General features: G+C 59.9%; 21 protein-coding genes. 8 read left to right on the top strand and 13 right to left on the bottom strand.

Features of this window, described 5'->3' with window-relative positions; translation table 11 throughout:
* Positions 1-56 precede the first annotated feature (56 nt).
* Genes ACIONG_RS04190 through ACIONG_RS04180 form a run of 3 tightly spaced genes read right to left on the bottom strand, consistent with a single transcriptional unit; the run spans position 57 to position 1,108 of the window.
* Entirely contained in the window at positions 57-281 is a 225-nt protein-coding gene (locus ACIONG_RS04190; RefSeq protein WP_401296932.1) for a hypothetical protein, read from the bottom strand.
* Between the two features lie 21 nt (positions 282-302).
* On the bottom strand, positions 303-698 hold the full coding sequence (locus ACIONG_RS04185; protein ID WP_401296930.1) for a hypothetical protein: 396 nt from the start codon (positions 696-698) through the stop codon (positions 303-305).
* 41 nt (positions 699-739) lie between these two features.
* Entirely contained in the window at positions 740-1,108 is a 369-nt protein-coding gene (locus ACIONG_RS04180; RefSeq protein ID WP_401296928.1) for a hypothetical protein, read from the bottom strand.
* A gap of 221 nt (positions 1,109-1,329) precedes the next feature.
* Between ACIONG_RS04180 and ACIONG_RS04175 the strand changes: the two genes are divergently transcribed.
* The 3 genes from ACIONG_RS04175 to ACIONG_RS04165 are packed head-to-tail and all read left to right on the top strand — an operon-like array spanning position 1,330 to position 6,793.
* Complete coding sequence (locus tag ACIONG_RS04175; RefSeq protein ID WP_401296927.1) at positions 1,330-2,574, top strand: exonuclease SbcCD subunit D C-terminal domain-containing protein; 1,245 nt, start codon at positions 1,330-1,332, stop codon at positions 2,572-2,574.
* A complete protein-coding gene (locus tag ACIONG_RS04170; protein ID WP_401296925.1) occupies positions 2,571-6,212 on the top strand; it encodes an AAA family ATPase in 3,642 nt (1,213 codons plus the stop codon). The genes ACIONG_RS04175 and ACIONG_RS04170 overlap by 4 nt, the downstream gene beginning before the upstream one ends.
* Positions 6,209-6,793, top strand: a complete 585-nt coding sequence (locus tag ACIONG_RS04165; protein ID WP_103305765.1) for a glutathione S-transferase — start codon at positions 6,209-6,211, stop codon at positions 6,791-6,793. The genes ACIONG_RS04170 and ACIONG_RS04165 overlap by 4 nt, the downstream gene beginning before the upstream one ends.
* Before the next feature lie 203 nt (positions 6,794-6,996).
* Here ACIONG_RS04165 and ACIONG_RS04160 read toward each other — a convergent pair whose 3' ends face one another.
* The 8 genes from ACIONG_RS04160 to ACIONG_RS04125 form a co-directional block, all read right to left on the bottom strand.
* Complete coding sequence (locus ACIONG_RS04160; RefSeq protein ID WP_212809222.1) at positions 6,997-7,254, bottom strand: hypothetical protein; 258 nt, start codon at positions 7,252-7,254, stop codon at positions 6,997-6,999.
* On the bottom strand, positions 7,251-7,463 hold the full coding sequence (locus tag ACIONG_RS04155) for a hypothetical protein (RefSeq protein WP_103305763.1): 213 nt from the start codon (positions 7,461-7,463) through the stop codon (positions 7,251-7,253). The genes ACIONG_RS04160 and ACIONG_RS04155 overlap by 4 nt, the downstream gene beginning before the upstream one ends.
* A 356-nt stretch (positions 7,464-7,819) precedes the next feature.
* On the bottom strand, positions 7,820-7,999 hold the full coding sequence (locus tag ACIONG_RS04150) for a hypothetical protein (RefSeq protein ID WP_007917967.1): 180 nt from the start codon (positions 7,997-7,999) through the stop codon (positions 7,820-7,822).
* 156 nt (positions 8,000-8,155) lie between these two features.
* Entirely contained in the window at positions 8,156-9,331 is a 1,176-nt protein-coding gene (locus ACIONG_RS04145; RefSeq protein ID WP_401296922.1) for a lactonase family protein, read from the bottom strand.
* Complete coding sequence (locus tag ACIONG_RS04140) at positions 9,318-9,608, bottom strand: DUF5629 family protein (protein WP_103305761.1); 291 nt, start codon at positions 9,606-9,608, stop codon at positions 9,318-9,320. The genes ACIONG_RS04145 and ACIONG_RS04140 overlap by 14 nt, the downstream gene beginning before the upstream one ends.
* A gap of 181 nt (positions 9,609-9,789) precedes the next feature.
* On the bottom strand, positions 9,790-11,370 hold the full coding sequence (locus tag ACIONG_RS04135; RefSeq protein ID WP_401296919.1) for an aldehyde dehydrogenase (NADP(+)): 1,581 nt from the start codon (positions 11,368-11,370) through the stop codon (positions 9,790-9,792).
* A gap of 9 nt (positions 11,371-11,379) precedes the next feature.
* Complete coding sequence (araD1, locus tag ACIONG_RS04130) at positions 11,380-12,372, bottom strand: AraD1 family protein (RefSeq protein WP_401296918.1); 993 nt, start codon at positions 12,370-12,372, stop codon at positions 11,380-11,382.
* A 153-nt stretch (positions 12,373-12,525) separates the two neighbouring features.
* Positions 12,526-13,848, bottom strand: coding sequence for an MFS transporter (locus ACIONG_RS04125; RefSeq protein ID WP_103305758.1), 1,323 nt, complete (start codon positions 13,846-13,848; stop codon positions 12,526-12,528).
* Positions 13,849-14,041: 193 nt separating this feature from the next.
* Here ACIONG_RS04125 and ACIONG_RS04120 point away from each other — a divergent pair, with 193 nt between their 5' ends.
* Both ACIONG_RS04120 and ACIONG_RS04115 read left to right on the top strand, forming a co-directional pair.
* Positions 14,042-15,778 carry an IlvD/Edd family dehydratase gene (locus tag ACIONG_RS04120; RefSeq protein WP_007917984.1) on the top strand — a complete coding sequence of 579 codons (1,737 nt, stop codon included), beginning with the start codon at positions 14,042-14,044 and terminating at the stop codon, positions 15,776-15,778.
* Positions 15,779-15,965: 187 nt separating this feature from the next.
* Entirely contained in the window at positions 15,966-16,685 is a 720-nt protein-coding gene (locus ACIONG_RS04115; protein WP_103305757.1) for a FadR/GntR family transcriptional regulator, read from the top strand.
* 178 nt (positions 16,686-16,863) lie between these two features.
* Here ACIONG_RS04115 and ACIONG_RS04110 read toward each other — a convergent pair whose 3' ends face one another.
* Both ACIONG_RS04110 and ACIONG_RS04105 read right to left on the bottom strand, forming a co-directional pair.
* Entirely contained in the window at positions 16,864-19,248 is a 2,385-nt protein-coding gene (locus tag ACIONG_RS04110) for an RND family transporter (RefSeq protein WP_401296916.1), read from the bottom strand.
* Positions 19,245-20,288 (bottom strand): WD40/YVTN/BNR-like repeat-containing protein, encoded by a 1,044-nt coding sequence (locus ACIONG_RS04105; RefSeq protein WP_401296914.1) that lies wholly within the window; start codon positions 20,286-20,288, stop codon positions 19,245-19,247. The genes ACIONG_RS04110 and ACIONG_RS04105 overlap by 4 nt, the downstream gene beginning before the upstream one ends.
* Before the next feature lie 450 nt (positions 20,289-20,738).
* On the opposite strand from ACIONG_RS04105, the gene ACIONG_RS04100 reads away from it, so the two are divergent.
* The 3 genes from ACIONG_RS04100 to ACIONG_RS04090 are packed head-to-tail and all read left to right on the top strand — an operon-like array spanning position 20,739 to position 23,672.
* The gene (locus ACIONG_RS04100) at positions 20,739-21,329 is read left to right on the top strand and encodes an amino acid synthesis family protein (protein WP_007917992.1); all 591 of its coding nucleotides are present in this window, start codon (positions 20,739-20,741) and stop codon (positions 21,327-21,329) included.
* Positions 21,330-21,360: 31 nt separating this feature from the next.
* A complete protein-coding gene (locus ACIONG_RS04095) occupies positions 21,361-22,194 on the top strand; it encodes an alpha/beta fold hydrolase (protein WP_103305753.1) in 834 nt (277 codons plus the stop codon).
* Complete coding sequence (locus ACIONG_RS04090; RefSeq protein WP_401296911.1) at positions 22,191-23,672, top strand: aldehyde dehydrogenase; 1,482 nt, start codon at positions 22,191-22,193, stop codon at positions 23,670-23,672. The genes ACIONG_RS04095 and ACIONG_RS04090 overlap by 4 nt, the downstream gene beginning before the upstream one ends.
* Positions 23,673-23,674: the final 2 nt, after the last annotated feature.

Below are 23,674 nucleotides of genomic sequence, written 5' to 3'. Positions count from 1 at the left end.
AAGAGCTGCCGCAGGCTGCGATCTTTTGACTTTAAGACATCAGACCCAATCGATCTTCAATCAGTGTTGGAAACATAAGGGTCAACACCCTCCCGGATCAATCGCTCCTGCAACTCAAACAAAAGCTTCATAACCGCTTCCTCACCCATGGCTGCGGTCAGCGCCTCCTGCTCCGAAATCTCATCCTCACGCATGACATCCACATGACTGCCCGCGTCGTACTTGATGAAATAACGCTCATGGCGCCGGCAAATTTCCACATCGCGAAATTTAAATAACAACTTACTCTTGACCCATCCTGATTAGAGAGACAAAAGCAAACCCACTTTACCAGTCTCATGATTTGCACGTTCAGTCGCAGCATTGATCTCATCCGCATACGCTGACACATCCAGACCCAGACTGATCATCGACCTGATCGATTCCAATGCGACGTAAATCGCACGGTTGCCGTGACGTGAAGTCACCTTCAGTAATACGACCAGTGCTCTCTCATCCGGGTCTCCCAACGTCTCGCATAACCGCAATACCCAGAAATCGCTTTTGCTGTCTACAACTGCCAATAGCTCCAGCCAATCGGCGTCAGAAAAGCCATCCAGCATTTCAGAGGCGTTGATAATGGCGACATCAGACCAGTAATCGTTTGGATACTCTTCATCAGCAAACATCTCGATAAATTTATCAAACTTAATAAACATCCTCGCTTGGCCCACCCTTTGAAGAAACCACCCACCGACTTCTAAAGAAGAAAAAGCTTTCGTACAGTTTCCATGTCCGACTGGATAATCTTCAGCTCCTCATCATCGACATCTGCCTCAAGCAGACTCTCAACGCTGCATTTGCTGTAGGTCTGCGCCAAGATATCCAACATATCGCTCGTGTATGAATCTTCTTTCGACAGCTTCAGACCGCGACGATGTCCCTCTATATAGATGGCCGTCTGAAGAATTGCATTTGGCCCGGGCGCATCTTTGCGCAGCAGGAGTTCCAGATCATCCTGGGCATAGGCAAACGCTTGCTCCGCACGAAATCCCCAGTCATCCATTGCCAGAGAATAAAGACCTTTAACCATGCCTCTGGCCTGATTGAACAAGCTTTCAACCCGCATTTCCGTTGTCCTCCGGTTTCAACCATCGGCGAATCGCCCGCAGCCAAAATGACATCAATATAGTGGCGCGATGGTAGGCAGCGGGTTTCAGCGCGTCAATTGACCTATTCACCGCGATCGCGCATAAGCCCTCCCGCCGCAATAATCTGTAAACTCTCCCCTCTTTCGCCGCCCTTCATTTCCACGCGGCCGTCACCTCTTTAATTGTTGCGGAGTCCGCCTTGCGTCTGTTTCACACCTCCGACTGGCACCTTGGGCAAAACCTGCACGGCCAGGAGCGCGATTTCGAGCATGCGTGCTTCCTCGAATGGCTGCTGCGCCAATTGCAACTGGCGCAGCCGGATGTGCTGTTGATTGCCGGGGACATCTTCGACACGGTGAACCCGCCGGTCAAAGCCCAGGAACGCCTCTACGATTTCATCGTCAGTGCCCACGAGCAGCAGCCGTTGCTGACCATCGTGATGATTGCCGGCAACCACGATTCCGGCTCGCGGATCGAACTGCCCGCGCCGTTGATGCGCCGTTTGCGTACTCATGCGCTGGGTCGGGTGCTGTGGTTGGACGATGGCCAACTCGATGCCGAGCGTCTGCTGCTGCCGCTGCCGAACGCACAGGGGGAGATCGCCGCGTGGTGCCTGGCGCTGCCGTTCCTGCGCCCGGCGGAGGTGACTGGCGCGCATTTGGGCGACAACTATTTGCGCGGTATCGGTCAGGTGCATGAGTGGCTGATCGAAGCGGCCAACGCCAAGCGCAAGCCCGGCCAAGCGCTGATCGCCATCAGCCACGCGCACATGGCCGGTGGTTCGGTGTCCGAGGACTCCGAGCGCAGCCTGATCATTGGCAACGCCGAAGCCCTGCCCGCCAGCCTGTTCGGGCCGAGCATCAGCTACGTCGCCCTAGGTCATTTGCACAAGCCGCAGAAGGTCAACGGCGAAGAACGCATTCGCTACAGCGGTTCGCCGATTCCGCTGTCGTTCTCGGAGATTGGCTACCAGCACCAGATTCTCGACGTCGTGCTTGATGGCGAAACCCTGGTCAGCGTCGAGCCGAAACTGATCCCGCGCTCGGTCAACCTGCAGCGCATCGGCCCGGCACCGCTGGCGGAGATTCTGCTGCAACTGGCCGACCTGCCGAACATCGATCTGCTCGCCGAAACCCAGCGGCAACCGTGGCTGGAAGTGCGCGTAACCCTCGACGAACCGCAACCGGATCTGCGCCATCAAGTGGAAAACGCCTTGCAAGGCAAAGCCGTTCGACTGGTACGCATTGCCGCAGAATACGCCGGCAACCGTGGCGCGGACGGCAGCGAGGACGGCACCGCGTTGATCGAACTCGATCAACTCACCCCGCAGGAATTATTCAGCCGCGCCTGGCTGGACAACTACGGCAGCGAGGTCGATGAGCAGACGCTGAAGGACTTCGCCGAACTGCTGCAAGACGTGCAACTCGAGGGTGAGCAGCCATGAAGATTCTCGCCATTCGCTTGAAAAACCTCGCTTCGCTGGCGGGCCCCTTCGAGATCGATTTCACCGCCGAGCCGCTGGCCAGCGCCGGTCTGTTCGCGATTACCGGCCCGACCGGCGCCGGTAAAAGCACCCTGCTCGACGCCTTGTGCCTGGCGCTGTTCGGCGCGGTTCCACGCCTGAACAACACGGGCCGCGATGCCAAGGTGCCGGATGCCGACGGCGAAATCGCCACCGGCGACCCACGCACGCTACTCCGTCGAGGCACGGGTGAAGGCTACGCAGAAGTCGATTTCGTCGGTGTCGACGGCCGTCGCTATCGCGCACGTTGGGAAGCCAACCGCGCCCGCGAGAAGGCCGGCGGCAAGTTGCAGGCCAGCCGTCAAAGCCTGCGCGACATCGATCAGGATCAACTGCTCGCCAGCCAGAAAGGCGAATACAAGACGCAACTGGAAGCGGCGCTGGGTCTGAATTTCGAACAATTCACCCGCGCCGTGCTTCTTGCCCAAAGTGAGTTCAGCGCGTTCCTCAAGGCTGATGACAACGACCGCAGCGAACTGCTGGAAAAACTCACCGACACTGCGTTGTACACCCGTCTCGGCCGTCGTGCTTTCGACAAGACCAAAGAAGCCCGCGAGGCGCACAAGCTGTTGCAGGATCAGGCGACCGGCGTCACTCCGCTGGCCCCTGAAGCCCGCGCCGAACTGGATGAGCGTTTCAATGCAGCGCAGCAACAGCTGAAACTGCAACAGGCGCAACTCAAGCAGCTTGAGCAGCAGCACGGCTGGCTCAAGGATCTGCGCCAGTTGCAGGACGCGCAGCAAGCGGCAGCCGAACAACTGCACAGTGCCCGACAGCAGTGGGAAAGTCTGGCGGGTGAACGGGTCAAACTGACGCGACTGGAGCAGCTCGGCCCGCAACGGCACCAGTTCGCCCGCAAGACTGAACTCGACGCGCTCTTGTCCCCGTTGGCCGAACAGATTGCCGCGCACACGCAGCAACTCGCCGAGCTGACCGAGCACCAGACACTGCTGGAGCAAAACCTCGACACGGCGAAAGTCGCCCTGAGCGAAGCGCAGCACACGCAAAGCGAAAGTGCAGCGTTGTTGCGTCAGGCTTTTGAAGAGCAAAGCACCCTCGCCCGTCTGGCCAAAGACACGGCCCAGAGCAGCGAAGCGAAACACAACGCGGAGCAAGCCTGCAGCCAGGGTCAGAGCGCCATTCAAGCCTTGCTGGACAAGCAGACCCAGGTCGCCGAACGCCTGCAACGCATTGCCGCCGGACTTGAGCAAAGCGCTCATCTCGCGCCATTGAGCGATGCGTGGAATGCGTACCGCGATCGCCTGCAACAGCTGATGCTGATCGGCAATCGCTTGAACAAGGGCCAGACGGAACTGGCTTCGCTCGAAGAAAACGCCACTCGCAGCGCCGAAGCATTCACGACACAAAAGCAGCAATTGGAAGTGTTGTTCAAAGAGGCTGGCGCCGAGCCGGATGCCGTGGCCGAGCAGATCGGCATCCTCGGCAACCTGTTGCAGGACAACCGCAAACAGTTGCGTGCCATTGAAGACCTCTCGCGGCTGTGGGCCACCCGCCAGGATCTGGACAAACGCGGCGCCGAGCTGCACCAGCGTCAGCTCAACGCTCAGCAGGAGCGCGAGCGCCTGACTCAGGACGGGGTCAAAACCAAAGCCGAACTGACCATCGCCGAGCAAACCCTCACGGTTACCCGCGAACTGCTTGAGCGTCAGCGTCTGGCCCGCAGTGCCAGTGTCGAGGAGTTGCGCGCGCAGTTGCAGGACGACCAGCCGTGCCCGGTCTGCGGCAGCAACGAACATCCGTACCACCAGCCCGAGGCGCTGTTGCAAAGCCTTGGCAAACACGATGAAAGCGAGCAGGCCAACGCCCAGCGAGTGGTCGATCAGCTCAAGGAAAAACTCACGGAACTGCGCGCCGAAGTGGTTGGCGTCATCGCTCAGCAGAAAGAACTGCTGCAACAGCAGGAGCATTTGGCGAATCAGCAGCAGGCGTTGGCACCAAGCCTCGACGCTCATCCGCAAACCGTGCAACTGATGAATCAGGACGCCGACAAGCGCGACGCCTGGCTCACCCGGCAGAACGAGCAGTTACACCAGAGCATCACTCAGGACGAACAACGCCAAAGCGCCCTGCTCACCTTGCAGCAGGATGCCGCGCGGCTGACCCAGCAACTGCGTCAGGCCGAAACCGCGCATCAGCAAGCGGCGCAGCATCTGAGCAACCAACAGCGCGAGCTGAACAGCGACCGGCAGCGGCTTGAAGAAGAAATCAGCGCGTTCGCCAGTCTGCTGCCAGCGGACACTCTTGAGGCCTTGCGTGTAGAGCCTGCGGCAACGTTCATGCAACTCGACCGGCAGATCGCCGAGCGCCTTGAGCAAGTCGATCAGCAAAAGGAAGAGCTGACCGAACAACAACAACGTCAGCAGACGTTGGAGAAAGAACAGGATCGTCAGCAGAGCCGCGTGCAACAGTCGCAAGCCGCCGAACAGCATTTCAAAGCGCTGGCCGAGCAACAGCGGGCCTGTCAGGAAAAACTCGCGCAACTGCTCGGCGAGCACAGCAGCGCCGAGCGCTGGCAGCAGCAACTGGAACAGGCCGTGGAGCGGGCGCGTCACGCAGAAACCACGACTGCCCAGGAACTGCAAAACGTGCGCACGCAACTTGTGCAGATCGCTGCCGAGCTCAAGGCGCAGCAGGAACGCTTGCAGGCGCTGGACACTGAAGACAAGGATCTGGCCGGCAAGATTGCCGACTGGCGCGCCCGTCACCCCGAACTGGACGACGGCGGCCTCGAAGAGCTGTTGCGCGTCGACGACGGGCAACTCACTGAACTGCGCCAACGCCTGCAACTCAATGAAAAAGCCATCGAACAGGCGAATGTTCTGTTGCAGGAGCGTGAGCAGCGCTTGCTCGATCATCAGGCCCAGCACAACGGCAATCTCGACGCCGAACAACTGGCCAGCGCCCTTGCCAACCTGCAAAACCAGTTCAACGTCAGTGAACAGCAATGCGCCGAACTGCGTGCCGAACAGGCTGAAGACCAGCGTCGGCAGAACGCCAATCAGGCGCTGGCGCAGCAGATCGCCGACGCCTATGCCGAATACCAGCGCTGGGCACGCCTGAGCGCATTGATCGGTTCGGCGACTGGCGACACATTCCGCAAGATCGCCCAGGCCTACAACCTCGACTTGCTGGTGCATCACGCCAACGTGCAGTTGCGTCAACTGGTCAAGCGCTACCGCTTGAAGCGCGGCGGCAGCATGTTGGGGCTGTTGGTGATGGACACGGAAATGGGCGACGAACTGCGCTCGGTGCATTCACTGTCCGGCGGCGAGACGTTCCTGGTGTCGTTGGCTCTGGCGTTGGGCCTGGCATCGATGGCATCGAGCACGCTGAAAATCGAATCGCTGTTCATCGACGAAGGCTTCGGCAGCCTCGACCCGGAATCCCTGCAACTGGCGATGGACGCCCTCGACGGCTTGCAGGCGCAGGGTCGCAAGGTCGCGGTGATTTCCCACGTACAGGAAATGCACGAGCGGATCCCGGTGCAGATTCAGGTGCAGCGTCAGGGCAATGGTTTGAGCACATTGGAGGTGAAATGAATACGCTGTACTCCTTCCGCCGTTGCCCGTACGCGATGCGGGCGCGGATGGCGCTGCGTTATTCGGGCGTGGCGGTGAACATTGTTGAGGTCAGCCTCAAGGCCAAACCGGCCGAGATGCTCGCGATCTCGCCCAAAGGCACGGTACCGGTGCTGGATGCCGGTGGTCTTGTGATTGACGAGAGCCTGGAGATCATGCGCTGGGCGCTGGCGCAGAATGATCCACAGGGATGGTTGCTTGACGGGGATTCACGGATTGCCGACTTGATCGAAGCGAATGATCAGGGGTTCAAGGTGCAGTTGAATCGCTATAAATATGCCGAACGCTATCCGGAGCAACCGATGGAGGTTTATCGGGCCGAGGGCGCGGTGTATTTGCAGAGGCTGGAGGAACTGCTGACGGATCGCGATTATTTGTTGGCGGATCATCCGAGCCTGGCGGATATCGCCTTGTTGCCGTTCGTACGTCAGTTCGCCCATGTTGATCGCGAGTGGTTTGCGCAGACGCCTTTCGTACGATTACAGGCTTGGTTACAACACTTTCTAGAATCCGACCTCTTCACCTCGATCATGAAGAAGTAGCACCATTTCTCCTGCACAAGGTAAACCCTGTGGTGAGGGGATTTATCCCCGATGGGCTGCGAAGCGGCCCTGAATTCAGATGCCCCGGTGAGTCAGATTAATCTGGTTTGCTGGTTTTGGGGCTGCTTCGCAGCCCATCGGGGATAAATCCCCTCGCCACAAATGAGTACTTCTTCAGAATGGGTGTTCAGCCCGTTATTGGGTTACGCCAGAGCATCGCACATACCCAACGCCGAGCAATCCACTTCAAACGGCCCGAGGAAATCGACCGAGACCTTTGCCGGTGGATTACCGGCCAGCAACCCCAGCGTATTCGCCCGCTCAATGTTGTGCGCAATGTTGTGGTTGGCCTCTATGGCCCGGGCCAATGCACCGACCGAGCCTTGACCAATCCCCAGTAATGAAGCGCCATTGGTGATTAATGCCAGACCGGCAATCACCCAGAGTCTGTAGCCTTTCATGCTCCGCCGACTCCTGCGAGTTCAGTCCTATCAACCATCACGCTGTGCGAACGGTGTTCAAACTGGATGCCGGGGTTTGCGACTTGAATCGGCGCTTCAAAGGTGTGTTCCAGTTGCGATGAAATGCTGACGATCAGCACCAGAGCCAGGTAAAGACCGATGGCCAGGTAGGCGCCGAATTTGGCAGAAGAGATGATTGCGCTGGCCATGGTGTTCTCCGTGGGCATGTTTCGATGGCCACAGAATCGATCAAAAAACTTCAGCTAACCACTCAGCGTTTCCCATAGTAACCATCAGCTTCGTTGATTATTTAGCCAGTCTATTTGCGAGTTTGAAGAAACCTATCGTGCCGCGAAAAACACACGCAAACGTGTAGGAGCTGCCGAAGGCTGCGATCTGATCGTTCCCATGCTCAGCGTGGGAATGCCTCTTGGGACGCTCTGCGTCCAGTGACGCGGAGCGTCACTGGCTGCGTTCCCACGCAGAGCATGGGAACGATCCCAAGGGCAAGATCAAGACTGCAGCCTTCGGCAGCTCCTATAGGGCGTCGCGCGAGGCGGGAATTTCAGTGTTGGGCTTTGTGATCCAGGGCGGCGTAGAAGTTGGCGCTCTGTTGCAGGTATTTCTGGGTGTAGCTCTGGGTGTGGGATTTTTTGCTGTTGATTTCAACGTTGGCGCTGGCTGGCAGAACCACGGTGGCGGAGATGGCGGAAGCGGCGATAACGGAGAAGAGATTGAAGTTCATGGCGGTAACCCTCGTGTTCGGTTGGCTTGCTTGCCCGGTTGGGCCGTGGAGCAAACTTAACGCTCGAGGGTTGATCGCTTGAAATGCTTTGTAGCATTAGCAGTTATCAGCGCGATTAATACAAAGAGACAGGCCCCGTAAACCGGGGCCTGTGGCTTATTGTCGCACTAGAAACTTGAGGTCGCTCGGGGCATCCATCGGCAGTTTCTGCACGGTTTTGCCGAGCAGACCGGTCTTGCCATCGCGTTCGACGACGACAATTTCGTTGCTTTTCTGGTTGGCGATCAGCAGGAATCTGCCACTTGGATCGAGGCTGAATTCGCGCGGGTGATCACCTTCCACCGCACGTTTTTGCAGCTCTTTGAGCTGACCGGTCGCCGGATCAATGCTGAACACCAGCAGTTGATTAGCGGTGCCACGGTTGCTGACGTAGAGGAACTTGCCGTCCGCCGACGCATGCAGCGCCGCCCCGGCCTTGTCCGATGTCGGCTGGCCAGCGGCCAGATCGACCAGTTGCGTCTGGGTCAGCACGCCGTCGTTGTAGTCGAACACCGCAACCTGCGCGCTCATTTCCATGGTCAGCCAGGCGTGTTTGCCGTCAGCGCTGAACAGCAGATGACGCGGGCCACTGCCTGCCGGCAAAGTCACCGAGGCGGTTTTGGCCGGGGTCAGCGGCAAGTCAGGATTGGCTTTCGGGTCGAATTTGTAGATGAAGACCTTGTCCGCCCCCAGGTCGTTGGAGAACACATAGCGGCCGTCCGGCGAAGATACCGTCGAGTGCACGTGGTTCGAGGCCTGACGCTCGGGATTGACCCGGCTCGCCGGGTGCGCGCTCATCTGCACCACCGGTTTCAACTTGCCGTCGGCGCCGACCGGCAACACCGCCAGCGTTCCACCCGGATCTTCCACCACCGAATAGTTGCTGACGAACAGATGGCTGGCATCCGCGCTGAGGCTCGAATGGGTGGGTTCGTTACCCAGGCTTTGCACTTGATTGATCAGGCTCAACGTGTGGGTCTTCGGATCGATCGCATAGCTGCTAACGCGACCGACCGGGTCTTTCTGGCCAGGGCCGTTTTCATTGACCACGAACAGGCGTTTCTGGTCTTTGGAAAGGGTCAGCCACGACGGGTTTTCACTCTTGATCACTTGCAGCGGTTTGGTGGCGATCTGGCCGGTGGCGCTGTCGAAGTTCATTCGATAGATGCCCTGGCTGGTGCCTGCGGTGTAGGAGCCAACCAGCAACTGGAAGTTTTCCGCGCTGGCGCTGGAAAGGCCCATCGCGCCGACGCTGCCGGCCATCAGCAGCGGCCAGAATTTACGCATTTTCATCGGTTTCATCCTCATCGTCGCTGCCGCCGAAGGCTTCGCTGCAGACCAAGCGGTGCTCACCGGAATCACCAACGATCAACCAGCTTTGCAGGTCATTATCAAAGGTTGCTGCTGCGACCTGCGCCGGCGTGAACTCCCAGTGCTTGGCCGCTCGGCCATCCATGCATTCGATGTGCAGGTTGTCGTCTTCGTCGAGAGAAAATTCGAAGGCATGCAAGCCGTCGATTTCGACCATATCGGAGTGTTCGAGGACGTCGAGAAGGGTTTGGGCAGTCATGGCAAACAGTCTTTCTAGGGGGGAAAGGGCCAATGATAGCTCATTGGCGACGCAGAACCCCTGTGGGAGCTGCGGTGCGACGATTCGACTTGCCAGCGATAGCAATCTGTCTGACACATCAATGTTGGATGTGCCGCAGTCATCGCTGGCAAGCCAGCTCCCACAGGGGATTGGGGTTGCTTTAAATGGCGTCGCGCGATGGCTTGCCGTCGACCAGTCGCTGGATGCGCAACGGGTTGGCATTCTTCAGCGGCTCGGGCAGCAAGCTGTCCGGGTAATTCTGGAAGCACACCGGACGCAGGAAGCGATCGATGGCGAGCGTGCCGACGGAGGTGCCCCGCGCATCGGACGTCGCCGGATACGGCCCGCCGTGTACCATCGAATCGCACACTTCGACGCCGGTGGGATAGCCGTTGAGCAGGATCCGTCCGACCTTCTGTTCCAGTAACGGCGTCAGTTCGGGGAAGCGTTCGAAGTCCGCCTGTTCACCGATAATCGTCGCCGTGAGTTGGCCGTGCAGCCCCGTCAACGCCGCGCTGAGTTGCGCCTTGTCCGCGACTTCGACAATCACTGTGGTCGGGCCGAACACTTCTTCCTGCAGCACTTCATCGCCATCAATCAGCAGGCTTGCATCAGCCTTGAACAACTGCGGCTGCGCCTGATTGCCCTGCTGTGGATTGCCGGCCAGATGCTCGACGCCAGGATGCGCCAGCAGCTTCTGCAAACCTTTGCCGTAGCTGCCAAGGGTGCCAGCGTTGAGCATGGTTTGCGCCGGTTGATCGCCAATCAGCCCGGCAACCTGCTGCACGAACGCGCTGAACTGCGGCGAGCGGATCCCGATGACCAAGCCCGGATTGGTGCAGAACTGACCGCAGCCCTGCACCACCGACGCAGTGAGGTCGCGGGCCACGGTTTCCGAGCGCTCGGCCAGCGCCTGCGGCAGAACGATCACCGGATTGATGCTCGACATCTCGGCAAACACCGGGATCGGTTGCGCACGCGCAGCGGCCATGTCGCACAAGGCACGCCCGCCCTTGAGCGAGCCAGTGAAGCCGACAGCCTGGATCGCCGGATGTTTGACCAGCCATTCACCGACGCCGCCGCCATAAACCATGTTGAATACGCCGGCGGGCATCGCGGTTTTTTCCGCCGCACGAATCAGCGCATCGGCGACCAGTTCCGCTGTCGCCATATGGCCGCTGTGTGCCTTGAACACCACCGGGCAACCGGCGGCCAGGGCCGACGCGGTGTCACCGCCAGCGGTGGAAAATGCCAGCGGAAAGTTGCTGGCGCCGAACACCGCTACCGGGCCGAGGCCGATGCGGTACTGGCGCAAATCGGGACGCGGCAACGGTTGACGATCCGGCAGCGGCAGATCGATCCGCGCCCCATAAAAATCACCACGGCGCAGCACTTTGGCGAACAGGCGCATCTGCCCGCTGGTGCGCCCGCGCTCACCTTGAATACGCCCGGCTGGCAATGCCGTTTCGCGGCAGACCACGGCAACGAAGTCATCGCCGAGTGTGTCCAGTTCATCGGCAATCGCATCGAGAAACTGTGCGCGGCGTTCAGCGCTGAGGCTGCGATAATCCGGGTACGCGGCCGCGGCGGCTTTGGCGGCAGCGTCGACTTCCTGCTCCGTGGCCTGGATGAAATCGTGAGGCAATTGCTCGCCCGTCGTTGCATCGACGGATTGCAGTTTGACGTCGCCAGCTGCGCTGCGCTGCCCGCCGATGTAGTTGTGACCGAGAATCTGAGTCATGGGATCTCCTTAAAGGGTGCCGATGCTGTCCGGTTCAAAAGCCGCTGCAACCGGCGCGATGCCATTGACCAGCGGTGCGCCGAATTCGGCCTGGCTGATCTCGAATACATCGCCCGGTTGCGTGCGGATGCCATCGGCAAACGACAGGGTCGCGGTGCCGAAGAAGTGAATGTGCACATCGCCCGGGCGCAGGAACTGGCCGTATTTGAAGTGGTGGTATTCGAGGTTGGCGAGGCTGTGACACATGTTCGCCTCGCCGCTGAGAAACTCGTTCTGCCAGAGCACTTCGCCGTCGCGCAGAATGCGGCTGCTGCCCGCAAGGTGTTGAGGTAGTCCGCCGACGCGAAGTTCCGGACCATAACTGCAACTGCGCAGTTTCGAGTGCGCGAGGTACAGGTAATTCTTGCGTTCCATGATGTGGTCGGAAAACTCGTTGCCGACCGCATAGCCCAGCCGATACGGTTTGCCGTCCTGCCCGATGACGTAGAGCCCGGCCATCTCCGGCTCTTCGCCGGCGTCCTCGGCGAACGGCGGCAGCGGGAACGCTTGCCCCGGACGCACGACAATGCTGCCGTCGCCCTTGTAGAACCATTCCGGCTGCACACCAGCCTGCCCCGCCGCTGGTTTGCCGCCCTCCACGCCCCATTTGAAGATGCGCATGGTGTCGGTCATCGTCGCTTCGTCGCTAGCCTGCTGATGCATTTTGTCCCGGGCCGAAGCACTGCCCAAATGCGTCAGACCGGTGCCACTGACCAGCGTGTGCGCCGGGTCCGGATGATCGAGCGGCGGCAGGATGCGCAGGTCTTTGAGCAACTGCGCATAGTCGTGGCTGATACCCAGGCCGAGGGTGTGCACTTGCTGTTCGAGGGTGCTGCCGGCCTCGATGGCGGCCAGCGCCAGATCGCGGGTGCTGCGGGCGTCTTGCACTTCGCGCACGAGACCGTCCTCGACCACGCCGACGCGGCGCTCGCCGTTGCTTAATTCGAATTGAACCAGATGCATGTTCTTCTCCTATTCCTTCGAAAACACCGCTGATCCCTGTGGGAGCTGGCTTGCCAGCGATGGCGGCGGCACATTCAGCATTGATGTGACTGACAGATTGCTATCGCTGGCAAGCCAGCTCCCACAGGGTTTGCGGTGATGGATCGTTTGATATCAGGTTCGCGTGGCACCACGGGCGCTGGCAGCAAACTGGTCGACTGGCAGGACGTGTTTACGTTCCAGCACGCGGTAGACGATTCCGGTCAGGATCAACCCGAACACCATCACCCCGGAGAGGAAGTACAGACCTGAAGCCAGATTCCCGGTGTACTCCTTCAACGCACCAATCACGAACGGTCCGATGTACCCGCCAAGATTCCCCACCGAGTTGATCAGTGCGATCCCCGCCGCCGCACTCGCGCCAGCAAAGAACCGCCCTGGCAAAGTCCAGAACACCGCCGTGCAGGAAAACAGCGCGAAAGCGACCAGGCACAGCGCCGCCAGTTGCGCTACCGGTAACGACAGCCACGCGCTCATGAACAGGCCAATCGCGCCCAACACATAAAGGACGGCGAGATGGCCGTAGCGATCATTCATACGGTCGGAACTGCGCGGCACGATCAGCAAGCCGATGATCCCGAAGATGTACGGCACCGACGACACAAAACCGGTGACCAGATCGCTGCCGCCGAACTGTTTGATCAGCGTCGGCAGCCACAAACCCAGCCCATAAATGCTCAACGTCACCGGCAGATAAAACAGCGCCAGCAGCAACACTCGCTTGTCTTTCAGCGCATGCAGCGGATTGCCGTGACGGGTCTGACCGTATGCCTGCAAATCCTTTTTCAGCTCGCCGGTCAGCCAGTCTTTCTCGGCCTGATCCATCCATTTCACTTGTTGCGGGCCATCCGGCAACCAGCGCAGTACCGGCCAGGTCAGCAGGATCGCCGGGGTGCCGATGACGATGAACAGCCACTGCCAGCCATGCAGCCCAAGGATGCCGTCCATGCCCAGCAGGCCGCCGGACACCGGGCCGGTAATCATCATCGCGATGGGTTGCGAGAGGATGAACAGGCCAAGGATCTTGCCGCGATGGCGCACCGGGAACCATTGGGTGATGTAGTACAGAACGCCGGGGAAGAACCCCGCCTCCGCCGCGCCGAGCAGAAAGCGCATCACGTAGAAACTGTGCGGCCCCTGGACGAACGCCATGCCGATGGTGATGGCGCCCCAGGTAATCATGATCCGCGCAAACCAGCGCCGCGCACCGAAGCGTTCGAGCATCAGGTTGCTGGGGATTTCGAGGAGAAAGTAGCCGATGAAAAACAGCCCGGCGCCGAGACCGTAGGCGGCGTCGCCGATGCCGATGTCGGCGCCCATGTGCAGCTTGGCGAAGCCGACGGCGGAGCGATCCACATAGGCGATCAGGTATAGCAGGATCAGGAAGGGAATCAGTTTCAGCGTAATGCGCCGGATCAGCCGCAGTTCCTGGCTCATGAGATCGGTCTCCGATTGTTGTTTTTATAGAACCTCGGGGGACGCCTCTCACGAAAAACCGTCAGGGCCATCCCTCCGTCGAAAACGACTATATAGTATTACTAATTACCCAACAACACTTCCAAACCATCGATTTTGCGCTTATGTTAGGCCGTAGCTCGAACACTATAGTCATACAATAAGAGAATCGATCATGTCTGATAAGAAACCCACCCTGCGCTCCGCCCAATGGTTTGGCACGGCCGACAAGAACGGCTTCATGTACCGCAGCTGGATGAAGAATCAGGGCATCGCCGACCACCAGTTTCATGGCAAGCCGATCATCGGCATCTGCAACACCTGGTCGGAACTGACCCCGTGCAACGCGCACTTCCGCCAGATCGCGGAGCACGTCAAACGCGGGGTGATCGAGGCCGGTGGTTTCCCGGTGGAATTCCCGGTGTTCTCCAATGGCGAATCGAACCTGCGCCCGACCGCGATGCTGACGCGCAACCTGGCGAGCATGGACGTTGAAGAAGCGATTCGCGGCAACCCGATTGACGGCGTGGTGCTGCTGACCGGTTGCGACAAAACCACCCCGGCGCTGCTGATGGGCGCGGCCAGTTGCGACGTGCCGGCCATCGTCGTGACCGGCGGGCCGATGCTCAACGGCAAGCACAAAGGCAAAGACATCGGCTCCGGCACTGTGGTCTGGCAGCTCAGCGAACAGGTCAAGGCCGGCACCATCACCATCGACGATTTTCTGGCGGCCGAGGGCGGCATGTCGCGTTCCGCGGGCACCTGCAACACCATGGGCACCGCGTCGACCATGGCCTGCATGGCGGAAGCTCTCGGCACTTCCCTGCCGCACAACGCGGCGATTCCGGCGGTGGATGCGCGGCGTTATGTGTTGGCACACATGTCCGGTATGCGTGCGGTGGAGATGGTTCGCGAGGATCTGAAACTGTCGAAGATTCTGACCAAGGAAGCCTTCGAGAACGCTATTCGGGTCAACGCAGCCATCGGTGGTTCGACCAACGCGGTGATTCACTTGAAAGCCATCGCCGGACGCATCGGCGTCGAGCTGGATCTGGACGACTGGACCCGCATCGGGCGCGGCATGCCGACCATCGTCGACCTGCAACCGTCCGGGCGTTTCCTGATGGAAGAGTTCTATTACGCCGGTGGTTTGCCAGCGGTGCTGCGCCGTCTCGGTGAAGCCAATCTGATCCCTAATCCGAACGCATTGACCGTCAATGGCAAGTCCATCGGCGAGAACACCAAGGACGCGCCGATCTATGGCGAGGACGAAGTGATCCGCACGCTCGACAATCCGATCCGCGCCGACGGTGGAATTTGCGTGTTGCGCGGTAACCTGGCGCCACTTGGCGCGGTGCTCAAGCCGTCCGCCGCCACCCCGGAACTGATGCAGCATCGTGGCCGTGCGGTGGTGTTCGAGAACTTCGACATGTACAAGGCGCGGATCAACGATCCGGAACTGGATGTCGATAAAGATTCCATTCTGGTGATGAAGAACTGCGGGCCGAAGGGTTATCCGGGCATGGCCGAGGTCGGCAACATGGGGCTGCCGGCGAAGCTGTTGGCGCAGGGTGTGACCGACATGGTGCGCATTTCTGACGCGCGAATGAGCGGCACGGCGTACGGCACCGTGGTTTTGCACGTAGCGCCGGAAGCAGCGGCTGGTGGGCCTTTGGCGACGGTCAAGGAAGGCGACTGGATCGAGCTGGATTGCGCGACCGGACGTTTGCATCTGGATATTCCGGATGCCGAGCTGGCAGCGCGTATGGCCGATCTGCAACCACCGCAGCAATTGTTGGTGGGCGGGTATCGTCAGTTGTACATCGACCATGTGCTACAGGCGGATCAGGGTTGTGATTTTGACTTCCTGGTCGGGTGCCGAGGGGCTGAAGTCCCCCGCCATTCCCACTAACACCGCCGTCCCCTGTGGGAGCTGGCTTGCCAGCGATTACGGTCTTTCAGCTGACATTCATGTTGACTGACACTCCGCCATCGCTGGCAAGCCAGCTCCCACATTTGCTTTGTGCATCTGCCTCAAGATCGCCTCGTGCCTGTTATGATGCGCGCCATCTCCATCGCTCAGGATCGCGCCGTTCCCCATGGATTACCGCAAACCTTCCGACCGTAAAAGCATGCACTCGCGCATCGTCCAGGAACTGGGCATGCAGATCGTCTCCGGACGCTTTTTGCCCGATGACAAACTGCCCGCCGAAGCCTTGCTCTGCGAGGAGTACGCGGTCAGTCGGCCGGTGTTGCGTGAAGCCACGCGGGTGCTGGTGGCGAAGGGGCTGGTGTATTCCAAACCGCGTGTCGGCACGGTGGTCAAGGCTCGGCGCGAGTGGCACATGCTCGATCCGGATGTGCTGCACTGGCTGATGCAAAGCAGCCCGCAGAATGAGTTTTTCAACGTGCTGACCAGCGTGCGCAGCATCATCGAACCCGCCGCCGCCGCCCTCGCCGCCCAACATGCGACCGAGGCCGACATTGCCCTCATCGGCGAAGCCTACCAACGCATGGAAGCGGCGCCGACGCCCGAAGCCCTGTTGCAACCGGATCTGGACTTTCATAGCCGGATTGCCGATGCGACGCACAATGATTTGCTGGCGAACCTGTGCAACATGCTGTCGGTGGCGATTGCCGAAGCGTTGAAGCATTCGAATCAACGGCCGAATCTGCATGAATTGGCGTTGCCTCGGCACAAGGCGATTCTCACCGCGATCGAAAATCGCGATGCGTTGGGGGCACGGCATGCGACGTTGGTGCAGTTGGATGATGCGCGAAGTGCGCTTAGCGTCGTGCTAGGCACAGAACTTTCCTGAACACCAAAGAACCTGTGGGAGCTGGCTTGCCAGCGATGAGGGCTTAGCATTCAACATTGCTGTTGGATGTTAGTCCGCTATCGCTGGCAAGCCAGCTCCCACAGGGTTTTGTGTGGATCATAAGATGTAAAAAAGCCGCAACCCTGAGGTTGCGGCTTTGTCGTTTCAGCCTTGCAGATCAGTGAGCAAACAACGAGTTGCCCTTCTGCCCCGCCAGCTTCTCCGGTTTGATCAGGAACTTCGCCAGTGCCGGCAACAGCCACAGCGCACCGAACATGTTCCACAGCAGCATGAAGGTCAGCATCAGGCCCATGTCGGCCTGGAACTTGATCGCCGAGAAGATCCAGGTGCACACGCCGATGGCCAGGCACAGACCGGTGAACAGCACCGCTTTACCGGTGGATTTCAACGTTTGGTAATAAGCTTCCTGCAACGGCAGACCGGCACGCAGGAAACTTTCCAGGCGGCTGTAGATGTAGATGCCGTAGTCGACACCAATCCCCACACCCAGCGCCACCACCGGCAGCGTGGCGACTTTCACGCCGATGCCCATGAACGCCATCAGCGCGTTGCCGAGTACCGAGGTCAGCACCAGCGGCAGGACGATGCACAAGGTCGCCGCCCACGAACGGAAGGTGATCATGCACATCACCGCCACGCAGATGTACACCAGAATCAGGATGGTCAGCTCAGCCTGTTTGATGACTTCGTTGGTGGCCGCTTCGATCCCGGCGTTACCGGCGGCGAGGATGAATTCCAGACCGTCCTTGTTGTTGTCCTTGGCGAATTCCTGCACCGCATGCACCGCACGATCGAGGGTTTCGGCCTTGTGATCGTTGAGGAACACCAGCACCGGCGCGAGCGAGCAACTGTTGTTGTACAGACCGTCAGCGCGGGCAATCGAGTTGTTCAGCACATCCGGGTTACGCGACAGGGTTTCCCATTTCAGGTTGCCCTCGTTCATGCCCTTGATCATCTGCTTGGACACAGTCACCAGCGAGATCGCCGACTGCACGCCCTCGGTGTTCTGCATCTTCCACATCAGTTCGTCGATTGGCGCCATGGCCTCAAAGCGTGAACAGCCTTCAGCCTTGGTCTTGACCATCACCACCAGCACATCGGAACTGGTCGAATAGTTGTTGATGATGAAGTTGTTGTCCTTGTTGTAACGCGAGTCCGGACGCAGCTCCGGCGCGCCCTGGTCGAGGTCGCCGATTTTCAGGTTCTGGCTGTACCAGAGGCCGCCGCCGAAGGCGATCAGCGCCAGCACTACCGAGATGCGTGCGACTTTCGGGTTGGCGAAGTTCGACAGCAGGCGCCAGAACGGGTGTTCGCGGTTCGCGTCCTTCTTGCTCTTGGCAATCGCCCGCTTGCTGATGCCGACATAGGAAATCGCTACCGGCAGCAGGATCAGGTTGGTGAACACGATCACTGCCACGCCGATCGACGCGCCGATGGCCAGTTCACGGATCACGCCGATGTCGATGATCAGCAGCGTAATAAACCCGACCGCATCCGCGAGAATCGCGATCATCCCCGGCAGGAACAGTTGCCGGAAGGTGCGCCGCGCTGCGGTCAGGGCGTTGTCGGCCTCGCTGGATTGCAGGGCGATACCGTTGATCTTTTGTACGCCGTGGGAAATACCGATGGCGAAGATCAGGAACGGCACCAGCATCGAATACGGATCGAGCCCGAAGCCGAAGAAGTGCATTAATCCGAGCTGCCAGACCACCGCCACCAGTGTCGTGCTCAACACCGCAATGGTGCTGCGCAAGCAATTGGTGAACCACAACAGCAGAATCAGGGTGATGACGAAGGCGATGCCGAAGAACATCACCACCATCACCAGACCGTCGATCAGGTCACCGACCTTCTTGGCGAAACCGACGATGTGGATCTTGACGTTAGGGTTCTGCGCTTCGAACTTGTTGCGGATCTTGTCTTCGAGTTCATGGGAGAACTTGCGGTAGTCCAGCGCCAGCAACTTGCCCTGGTCATCCGGGTCCGGATAGGACTCCAGCAGCGGGATGTCGACAATGCTCGACTTGAAGTCGTTGGCCACCAGACGCCCGACCTGACCGGACTTGAGCACGTTGTTGCGCAGCAGATCGAGGCTGTCCTGCGAGACGTTGTAGCTCTGCGGGATCACTTCGCCGCCGGCAAAACCTTCTTCGGTCACTTCGGTCCAGCGTACGCTCGGGCTCCACAGCGACTTGAGGCCGGAACGGTCGACGCCGGAGATGTAGAACACCTCGTCGTTGATCTGACGCAGGGTCTCCATGTACTCCTTGGAGAAGATGTCGCCGTCGGTGGCTTCCACCGAAATCCGCACGGTGTTGCCCAGGTTCGCCAGATCGTTGCGGTGCTCCATCATCTTCTCGATGAACGGATGCTTGAGCGGGATCATTTTTTCGAAGCTGGTCGACGGCCGGATCAGCGTGGCCTGCCAGAACAGGAAAATACTGACCACCAGACAGATAAGGATCACGGCCGGGCGGTTGTTGAAAATCAGACGTTCGAGGAACGTCGCCTTGTCCTGCTGAGGAGTGATCAAGGAAGTCATAGCCCCGCCTTCTTATTATTGATCTCGGCGCCGTTTGGCAGTGTGGTGTGCACACCGCCCTGCCCGGTCAGAATCAGGTTGCCGTCGCCAGCCGCAGTGACCGAAGACAGCGAAATGCGATCCGGGCGGTTGAACACGCTGAAGGTTTCGCCATTGTCGCTACTGCTGATCACCGAACCGCCGTTGCCGACGATGACGATGGAGCCGTCCGCCAGCAGCGTGGCGCCGGACAGGCCGAACTCCAGCGCACCGCGCGCGGCTTTCAGTTCGACCTGTTCCCAGGTGCTGCCGAAATCGGTGGAGCGGTAAAGGTTGCCGCGCAGACCGTAGGCCAGCAGGGTCTGCGCTTGCGCGGTGCCTATCACGCCGAACAGCGAGCCCTCGTACGGGCCTTCGAGTTTTTCCCAGGTCTGGCCCCAGTCGGCGGAGCGGAACATGCTGCCGGATTCGCCGACGATGAACAGCCCGGCGTCTTTCACCGCAGCGATGGCGTTGAGGTGGAACTGGTCTTCGTTGTCGAGGCGGTCGCTGACGTCTTCCCAGTTCTTGCCACCGTCGGTGGTTTCCAGCAAGGCCCCGTAGGCGCCCACGGCAAGGCCGCTGTCGACGTCCTTGAACCAGACGTCGAGCAGCGGCGATTCACGTTTGAGGTCTTCGAATTGCTTGGTCCAGGTCAGACCGCCGTCTTCACTGGCGAGAATCTGCGCGTCATGGCCGACCGCCCAGCCGTGCTTGTCGTCGACAAAGTACACCGCCGTGAGCAGTTGCCGGCTCGGCACCTTGGCTTGAGTCCAGGTCTTGCCCTGGTCATCGGAATAGACGATGTGCCCGCGATCTCCGACCGCCACCAGCCGCGTTCCGGCGTGGACAACATCGAGAATCAGGCTTTTCGTGGCTTTGGCGGATTCGGTGGCGTACACCACGTCGGCCGGGGCCTCGGCGGCGATCACAGGTGCCGACAACGTGGCGAAGCCCAGCAGAGAGAGTGCTGTGGCCAGCAACGCGGTGTTGCGTAACGCCGGCGGGCGGCAACGACTCATAGACCTTCCCCTATTTATTATTGTTAGGCCATCTGGCCTTCAAGGGCGCCGCAAGTGTGCTCCTGTGATGGCTGGTCAGAAGCATAGTCCTGAAACCCGCAATCCAGAGCCACTTCGGAAGCTGGCCCATCCTATCGGGCTTTAGAAACGTCTGACAATCGGCGCCACGTTATCTTTTGTTAACCAAAAGCGGCCCGCTATTGCCGAGATATTCCCCTTGTAGGAGTGAGCCTGCTCGCGATAGCGGTGTGTCACTTAGCAATTGTTCAGTTGACACACCGCTATCGCGAGCAGGCTCACTCCTACAAGGGATCGTGGGGGCTTCGGGATTTGAATGCATGACCATTCGCCGGAGTGATGCGGCAAATCTTGTGAGGGGGACTTGCACGATCGGTATTATGGTATACCATCAGACGCACAGACACTCTCAATCCCCCAACGGAGCAGCTCATGAGTTTCGAAATTCGCAAGATCGTCAGCTATGTCGAAGAGACCTTCATCGAAGGCGGTAAGGCCACTGACAAGCCAGTGACCATGGTCGGCCTCGCCGTGGTGATGAAAAACCCGTGGGTGGGTAACGGTTTCGTTGAAGACCTCAAGCCGCAGATCCGCGCCAATTGCTCCGACCTCGGTGCCCTGATGGTCGAGCGTCTGGTCGGCATCATCGGCGGCGCCGAGAAGATCGAGGCTTACGGCAAAGCGGCCGTGGTCGGCGCTGATGGCGAAATCGAACACGCCTCCGCCGTGATCCACACCCTGCGCTTTGGCAATCACTATCGCGAAGCGGTCAACGCCAAGAGCTATCTGAGCTTCACCAACAAGCGCGGCGGCCCGGGCACCTCGATCCAGATCCCGATGATGCACAAGGACGACGAAGGCCAGCGTTCGCACTACATCACTCTGGAAATGCAGATCGAAGACGCGCCGCGTGCCGACGAAATCGTCGTGGTGCTCGGTTGCGCCGACGGTGGTCGCCTGCATCCGCGCATCGGCAACCGTTACATCGATCTGGAAGAACTGGCCGCCGAAAAAGCCCAGTAATCACAATAAAAAGGCATTGCAGGAGCGCTCCATGATTCGGCTCACCGCTGAACTCACCCCGGCTGGCACCAGTTACCTGGCGACCGGCCAAGGCCAGCCCGTGGTCTTGATCCACGGCGTGGGCCTGAACAAAGAAATGTGGGGCGGCCAGATCGTTGGCCTGTCAGCCCAATATCAGGTGATCGCCTACGACATGCTCGGCCACGGCGCCAGCCCGCGACCGGCCAGCGGCACCGACCTGCTCGGGTACGCTGATCAGCTGCTGGAACTACTCGATCACTTGAACCTGCCTGAGGCAGCGGTGATCGGTTTTTCCATGGGCGGGCTGGTGGCGCGGGCGTTTGCCTTGCATTACCCGCAGCGCCTGCAAAGCCTGGTGGTGTTGAACAGCGTGTTCAACCGCAGCGAAGAGCAGCGTGCCGGCGTTATCGCCCGCACCGCTCAGGCTGCCGAACATGGACCGGACGCCAATGCCGAAGCGGCGCTGTCACGCTGGTTCAGCCGTGAATATCAGGCGGCTAACCCGGCGCAGATCGCCGCGATCCGCCAGACCCTCGCCGGCAATGATCCGCAAGGCTATCTGACCACTTATGAGCTGTTCGCCACCCAAGACATGTACCGCGCCGACGACCTGGGCAGCATTCAGGCGCCGACGCTGATTGCCACCGGCGAACTCGACCCGGGTTCGACCCCGGAAATGGCCGAGCAACTGGCCCGGCGCATTCCCGGCGCGAAGGTTGCCGTGCTGCCCGAGCAACGGCATATGATGCCCGTAGAGTCGCCGCGACTGGTCAACCAGACGCTGCTGGAATTTCTCCAATTCGCACACTCCCGACAAAACCAAATAAAGGGGATCGTTGCATGACACTCGCACGCTTCCAGATGTGCATCGGCGGAGAATGGGTCGAAGCCCTCTCCGGCAAGACTTTCGAAAGCCTCAACCCGGCCTCCGCACAAGCCTGGGCGCAACTGCCCGACGCCGATGAAGCGGACGTCGAACGCGCCGTGCAATCGGCGCAGGCCGCGTTCGACAGCCCGGCCTGGCGCGGCCTCACCGCCACCGCACGCGGCAAGTTGCTGCGTCGCCTCGGCGATCTGATCGCCGAAAACAAGGAACAACTGGCGCAACTGGAAAGTCGCGACAACGGCAAGCTGATCCGCGAAACCCGGGGTCAGGTCGGTTATCTGCCGGAGTTCTTCCACTACACCGCAGGCCTCGCCGACAAGCTCGAAGGCGGCACCCTGCCGCTGGATAAGCCCGACCTGTTCGCCTACACCGTGCACGAAGCGATGGGTGTGGTCGCCGCGATCATTCCGTGGAACAGCCCGCTATACCTGACCGCAATCAAACTCGCCCCGGCCCTCGCCGCCGGCAACACGATTGTGATCAAGCCGTCCGAGCACGCCTCGGCGACGATTCTGGAGCTGGCGCGTCTGGCCCTCGAAGCCGGGATTCCGCCGGGCGTGGTCAACGTCGTCACCGGGTATGGCCCGAGCACCGGCGCCGCCCTCACCCGTCATCCGCTGATCCGCAAGATCGCCTTCACTGGCGGCGCGGCGACGGCGCGGCATGTGGTGCGCAGCAGCGCCGAGAACTTCGCCAAGCTGTCGCTGGAACTGGGCGGCAAGTCGCCGAACATCATCTTCGCCGATGCCGATCTGGACAGCGCGATCAACGGCGCCATCGCCGGGATCTACGCCGCCTCTGGGCAAAGTTGTGTGTCGGGTTCGCGCCTGTTGGTGCAGGACGAAATCTACGACGAATTCGTCAATCGACTGGTCGAGCGCGCCCAACGCATTCGCATCGGCAACCCACAGGAAGACAACAGTGAGATGGGCCCGATGGCCACTGCGCAGCAGCTGGCGGTGGTCGAAGGTCTTGTGGCTGATGCCATCGCAGAAGGTGCGCGTTTGCGTACCGGCGGCAAGCGTCCGGCGGGTCTTGGTGAAGGCTGGTTCTACGAGCCGACGCTGTTCGAATGCGACCGCAATTCGATGAAGATCATGCAGGAAGAAGTGTTCGGCCCGGTGGCTTCGGTGATTCGATTCAAAGATGAAGCTGAAGCGCTGGCGATCGCCAACGACTCACAGTTCGGCCTCGCCGCCGGCATCTGGACGCGCGATCTCGGTCGCGCCCATCGCCTCGCTCGTGATGTTCGTTCAGGGATTATCTGGGTCAACACTTACCGTGCGGTGTCGGCGATGGCGCCGATTGGCGGTTTCAAGAACAGTGGCTATGGACGCGAAAGCGGCATCGATTCGGTGCTGGCCTACACCGAACTGAAAACGGTGTGGATCAACCTCTCTCAGGCACCGATGCCTGATCCGTTTGTGATGCGCTAGGA

Origin of the sequence: Pseudomonas sp. NPDC087817 (assembly GCF_044742875.1) — a bacterium.
Taxonomy (GTDB): Bacteria; Pseudomonadota; Gammaproteobacteria; order Pseudomonadales; family Pseudomonadaceae; genus Aquipseudomonas.
The sequence above is the reverse complement of the archived record's forward strand: the minus strand, read 5'-3'. Positions and strand labels throughout refer to the sequence as shown.

Coding starts and splice junctions, on each gene's coding strand:
- ACIONG_RS04090 (WP_401296911.1), top strand. CDS start 22,191: ATGACACTCGCACGCTTCCAGATGTGCATCGGCGGAGAATGGGTCGAA.
- ACIONG_RS04150 (WP_007917967.1), bottom strand. CDS start 7,999: ATGAACTTCAATCTCTTCTCCGTTATCGCCGCTTCCGCCATCTCCGCC.
- ACIONG_RS04135 (WP_401296919.1), bottom strand. CDS start 11,370: ATGACTCAGATTCTCGGTCACAACTACATCGGCGGGCAGCGCAGCGCA.
- ACIONG_RS04095 (WP_103305753.1), top strand. CDS start 21,361: ATGATTCGGCTCACCGCTGAACTCACCCCGGCTGGCACCAGTTACCTG.
- araD1 (WP_401296918.1), bottom strand. CDS start 12,372: ATGCATCTGGTTCAATTCGAATTAAGCAACGGCGAGCGCCGCGTCGGC.
- ACIONG_RS04145 (WP_401296922.1), bottom strand. CDS start 9,331: ATGAAAATGCGTAAATTCTGGCCGCTGCTGATGGCCGGCAGCGTCGGC.
- ACIONG_RS04125 (WP_103305758.1), bottom strand. CDS start 13,848: ATGAGCCAGGAACTGCGGCTGATCCGGCGCATTACGCTGAAACTGATT.
- ACIONG_RS04140 (WP_103305761.1), bottom strand. CDS start 9,608: ATGACTGCCCAAACCCTTCTCGACGTCCTCGAACACTCCGATATGGTC.
- ACIONG_RS04180 (WP_401296928.1), bottom strand. CDS start 1,108: ATGCGGGTTGAAAGCTTGTTCAATCAGGCCAGAGGCATGGTTAAAGGT.
- ACIONG_RS04155 (WP_103305763.1), bottom strand. CDS start 7,463: ATGGCCAGCGCAATCATCTCTTCTGCCAAATTCGGCGCCTACCTGGCC.
- ACIONG_RS04170 (WP_401296925.1), top strand. CDS start 2,571: ATGAAGATTCTCGCCATTCGCTTGAAAAACCTCGCTTCGCTGGCGGGC.
- ACIONG_RS04165 (WP_103305765.1), top strand. CDS start 6,209: ATGAATACGCTGTACTCCTTCCGCCGTTGCCCGTACGCGATGCGGGCG.
- ACIONG_RS04110 (WP_401296916.1), bottom strand. CDS start 19,248: ATGACTTCCTTGATCACTCCTCAGCAGGACAAGGCGACGTTCCTCGAA.
- ACIONG_RS04105 (WP_401296914.1), bottom strand. CDS start 20,288: ATGAGTCGTTGCCGCCCGCCGGCGTTACGCAACACCGCGTTGCTGGCC.
- ACIONG_RS04160 (WP_212809222.1), bottom strand. CDS start 7,254: ATGAAAGGCTACAGACTCTGGGTGATTGCCGGTCTGGCATTAATCACC.
- ACIONG_RS04120 (WP_007917984.1), top strand. CDS start 14,042: ATGTCTGATAAGAAACCCACCCTGCGCTCCGCCCAATGGTTTGGCACG.
- ACIONG_RS04115 (WP_103305757.1), top strand. CDS start 15,966: ATGGATTACCGCAAACCTTCCGACCGTAAAAGCATGCACTCGCGCATC.
- ACIONG_RS04100 (WP_007917992.1), top strand. CDS start 20,739: ATGAGTTTCGAAATTCGCAAGATCGTCAGCTATGTCGAAGAGACCTTC.
- ACIONG_RS04185 (WP_401296930.1), bottom strand. CDS start 698: ATGTTTATTAAGTTTGATAAATTTATCGAGATGTTTGCTGATGAAGAG.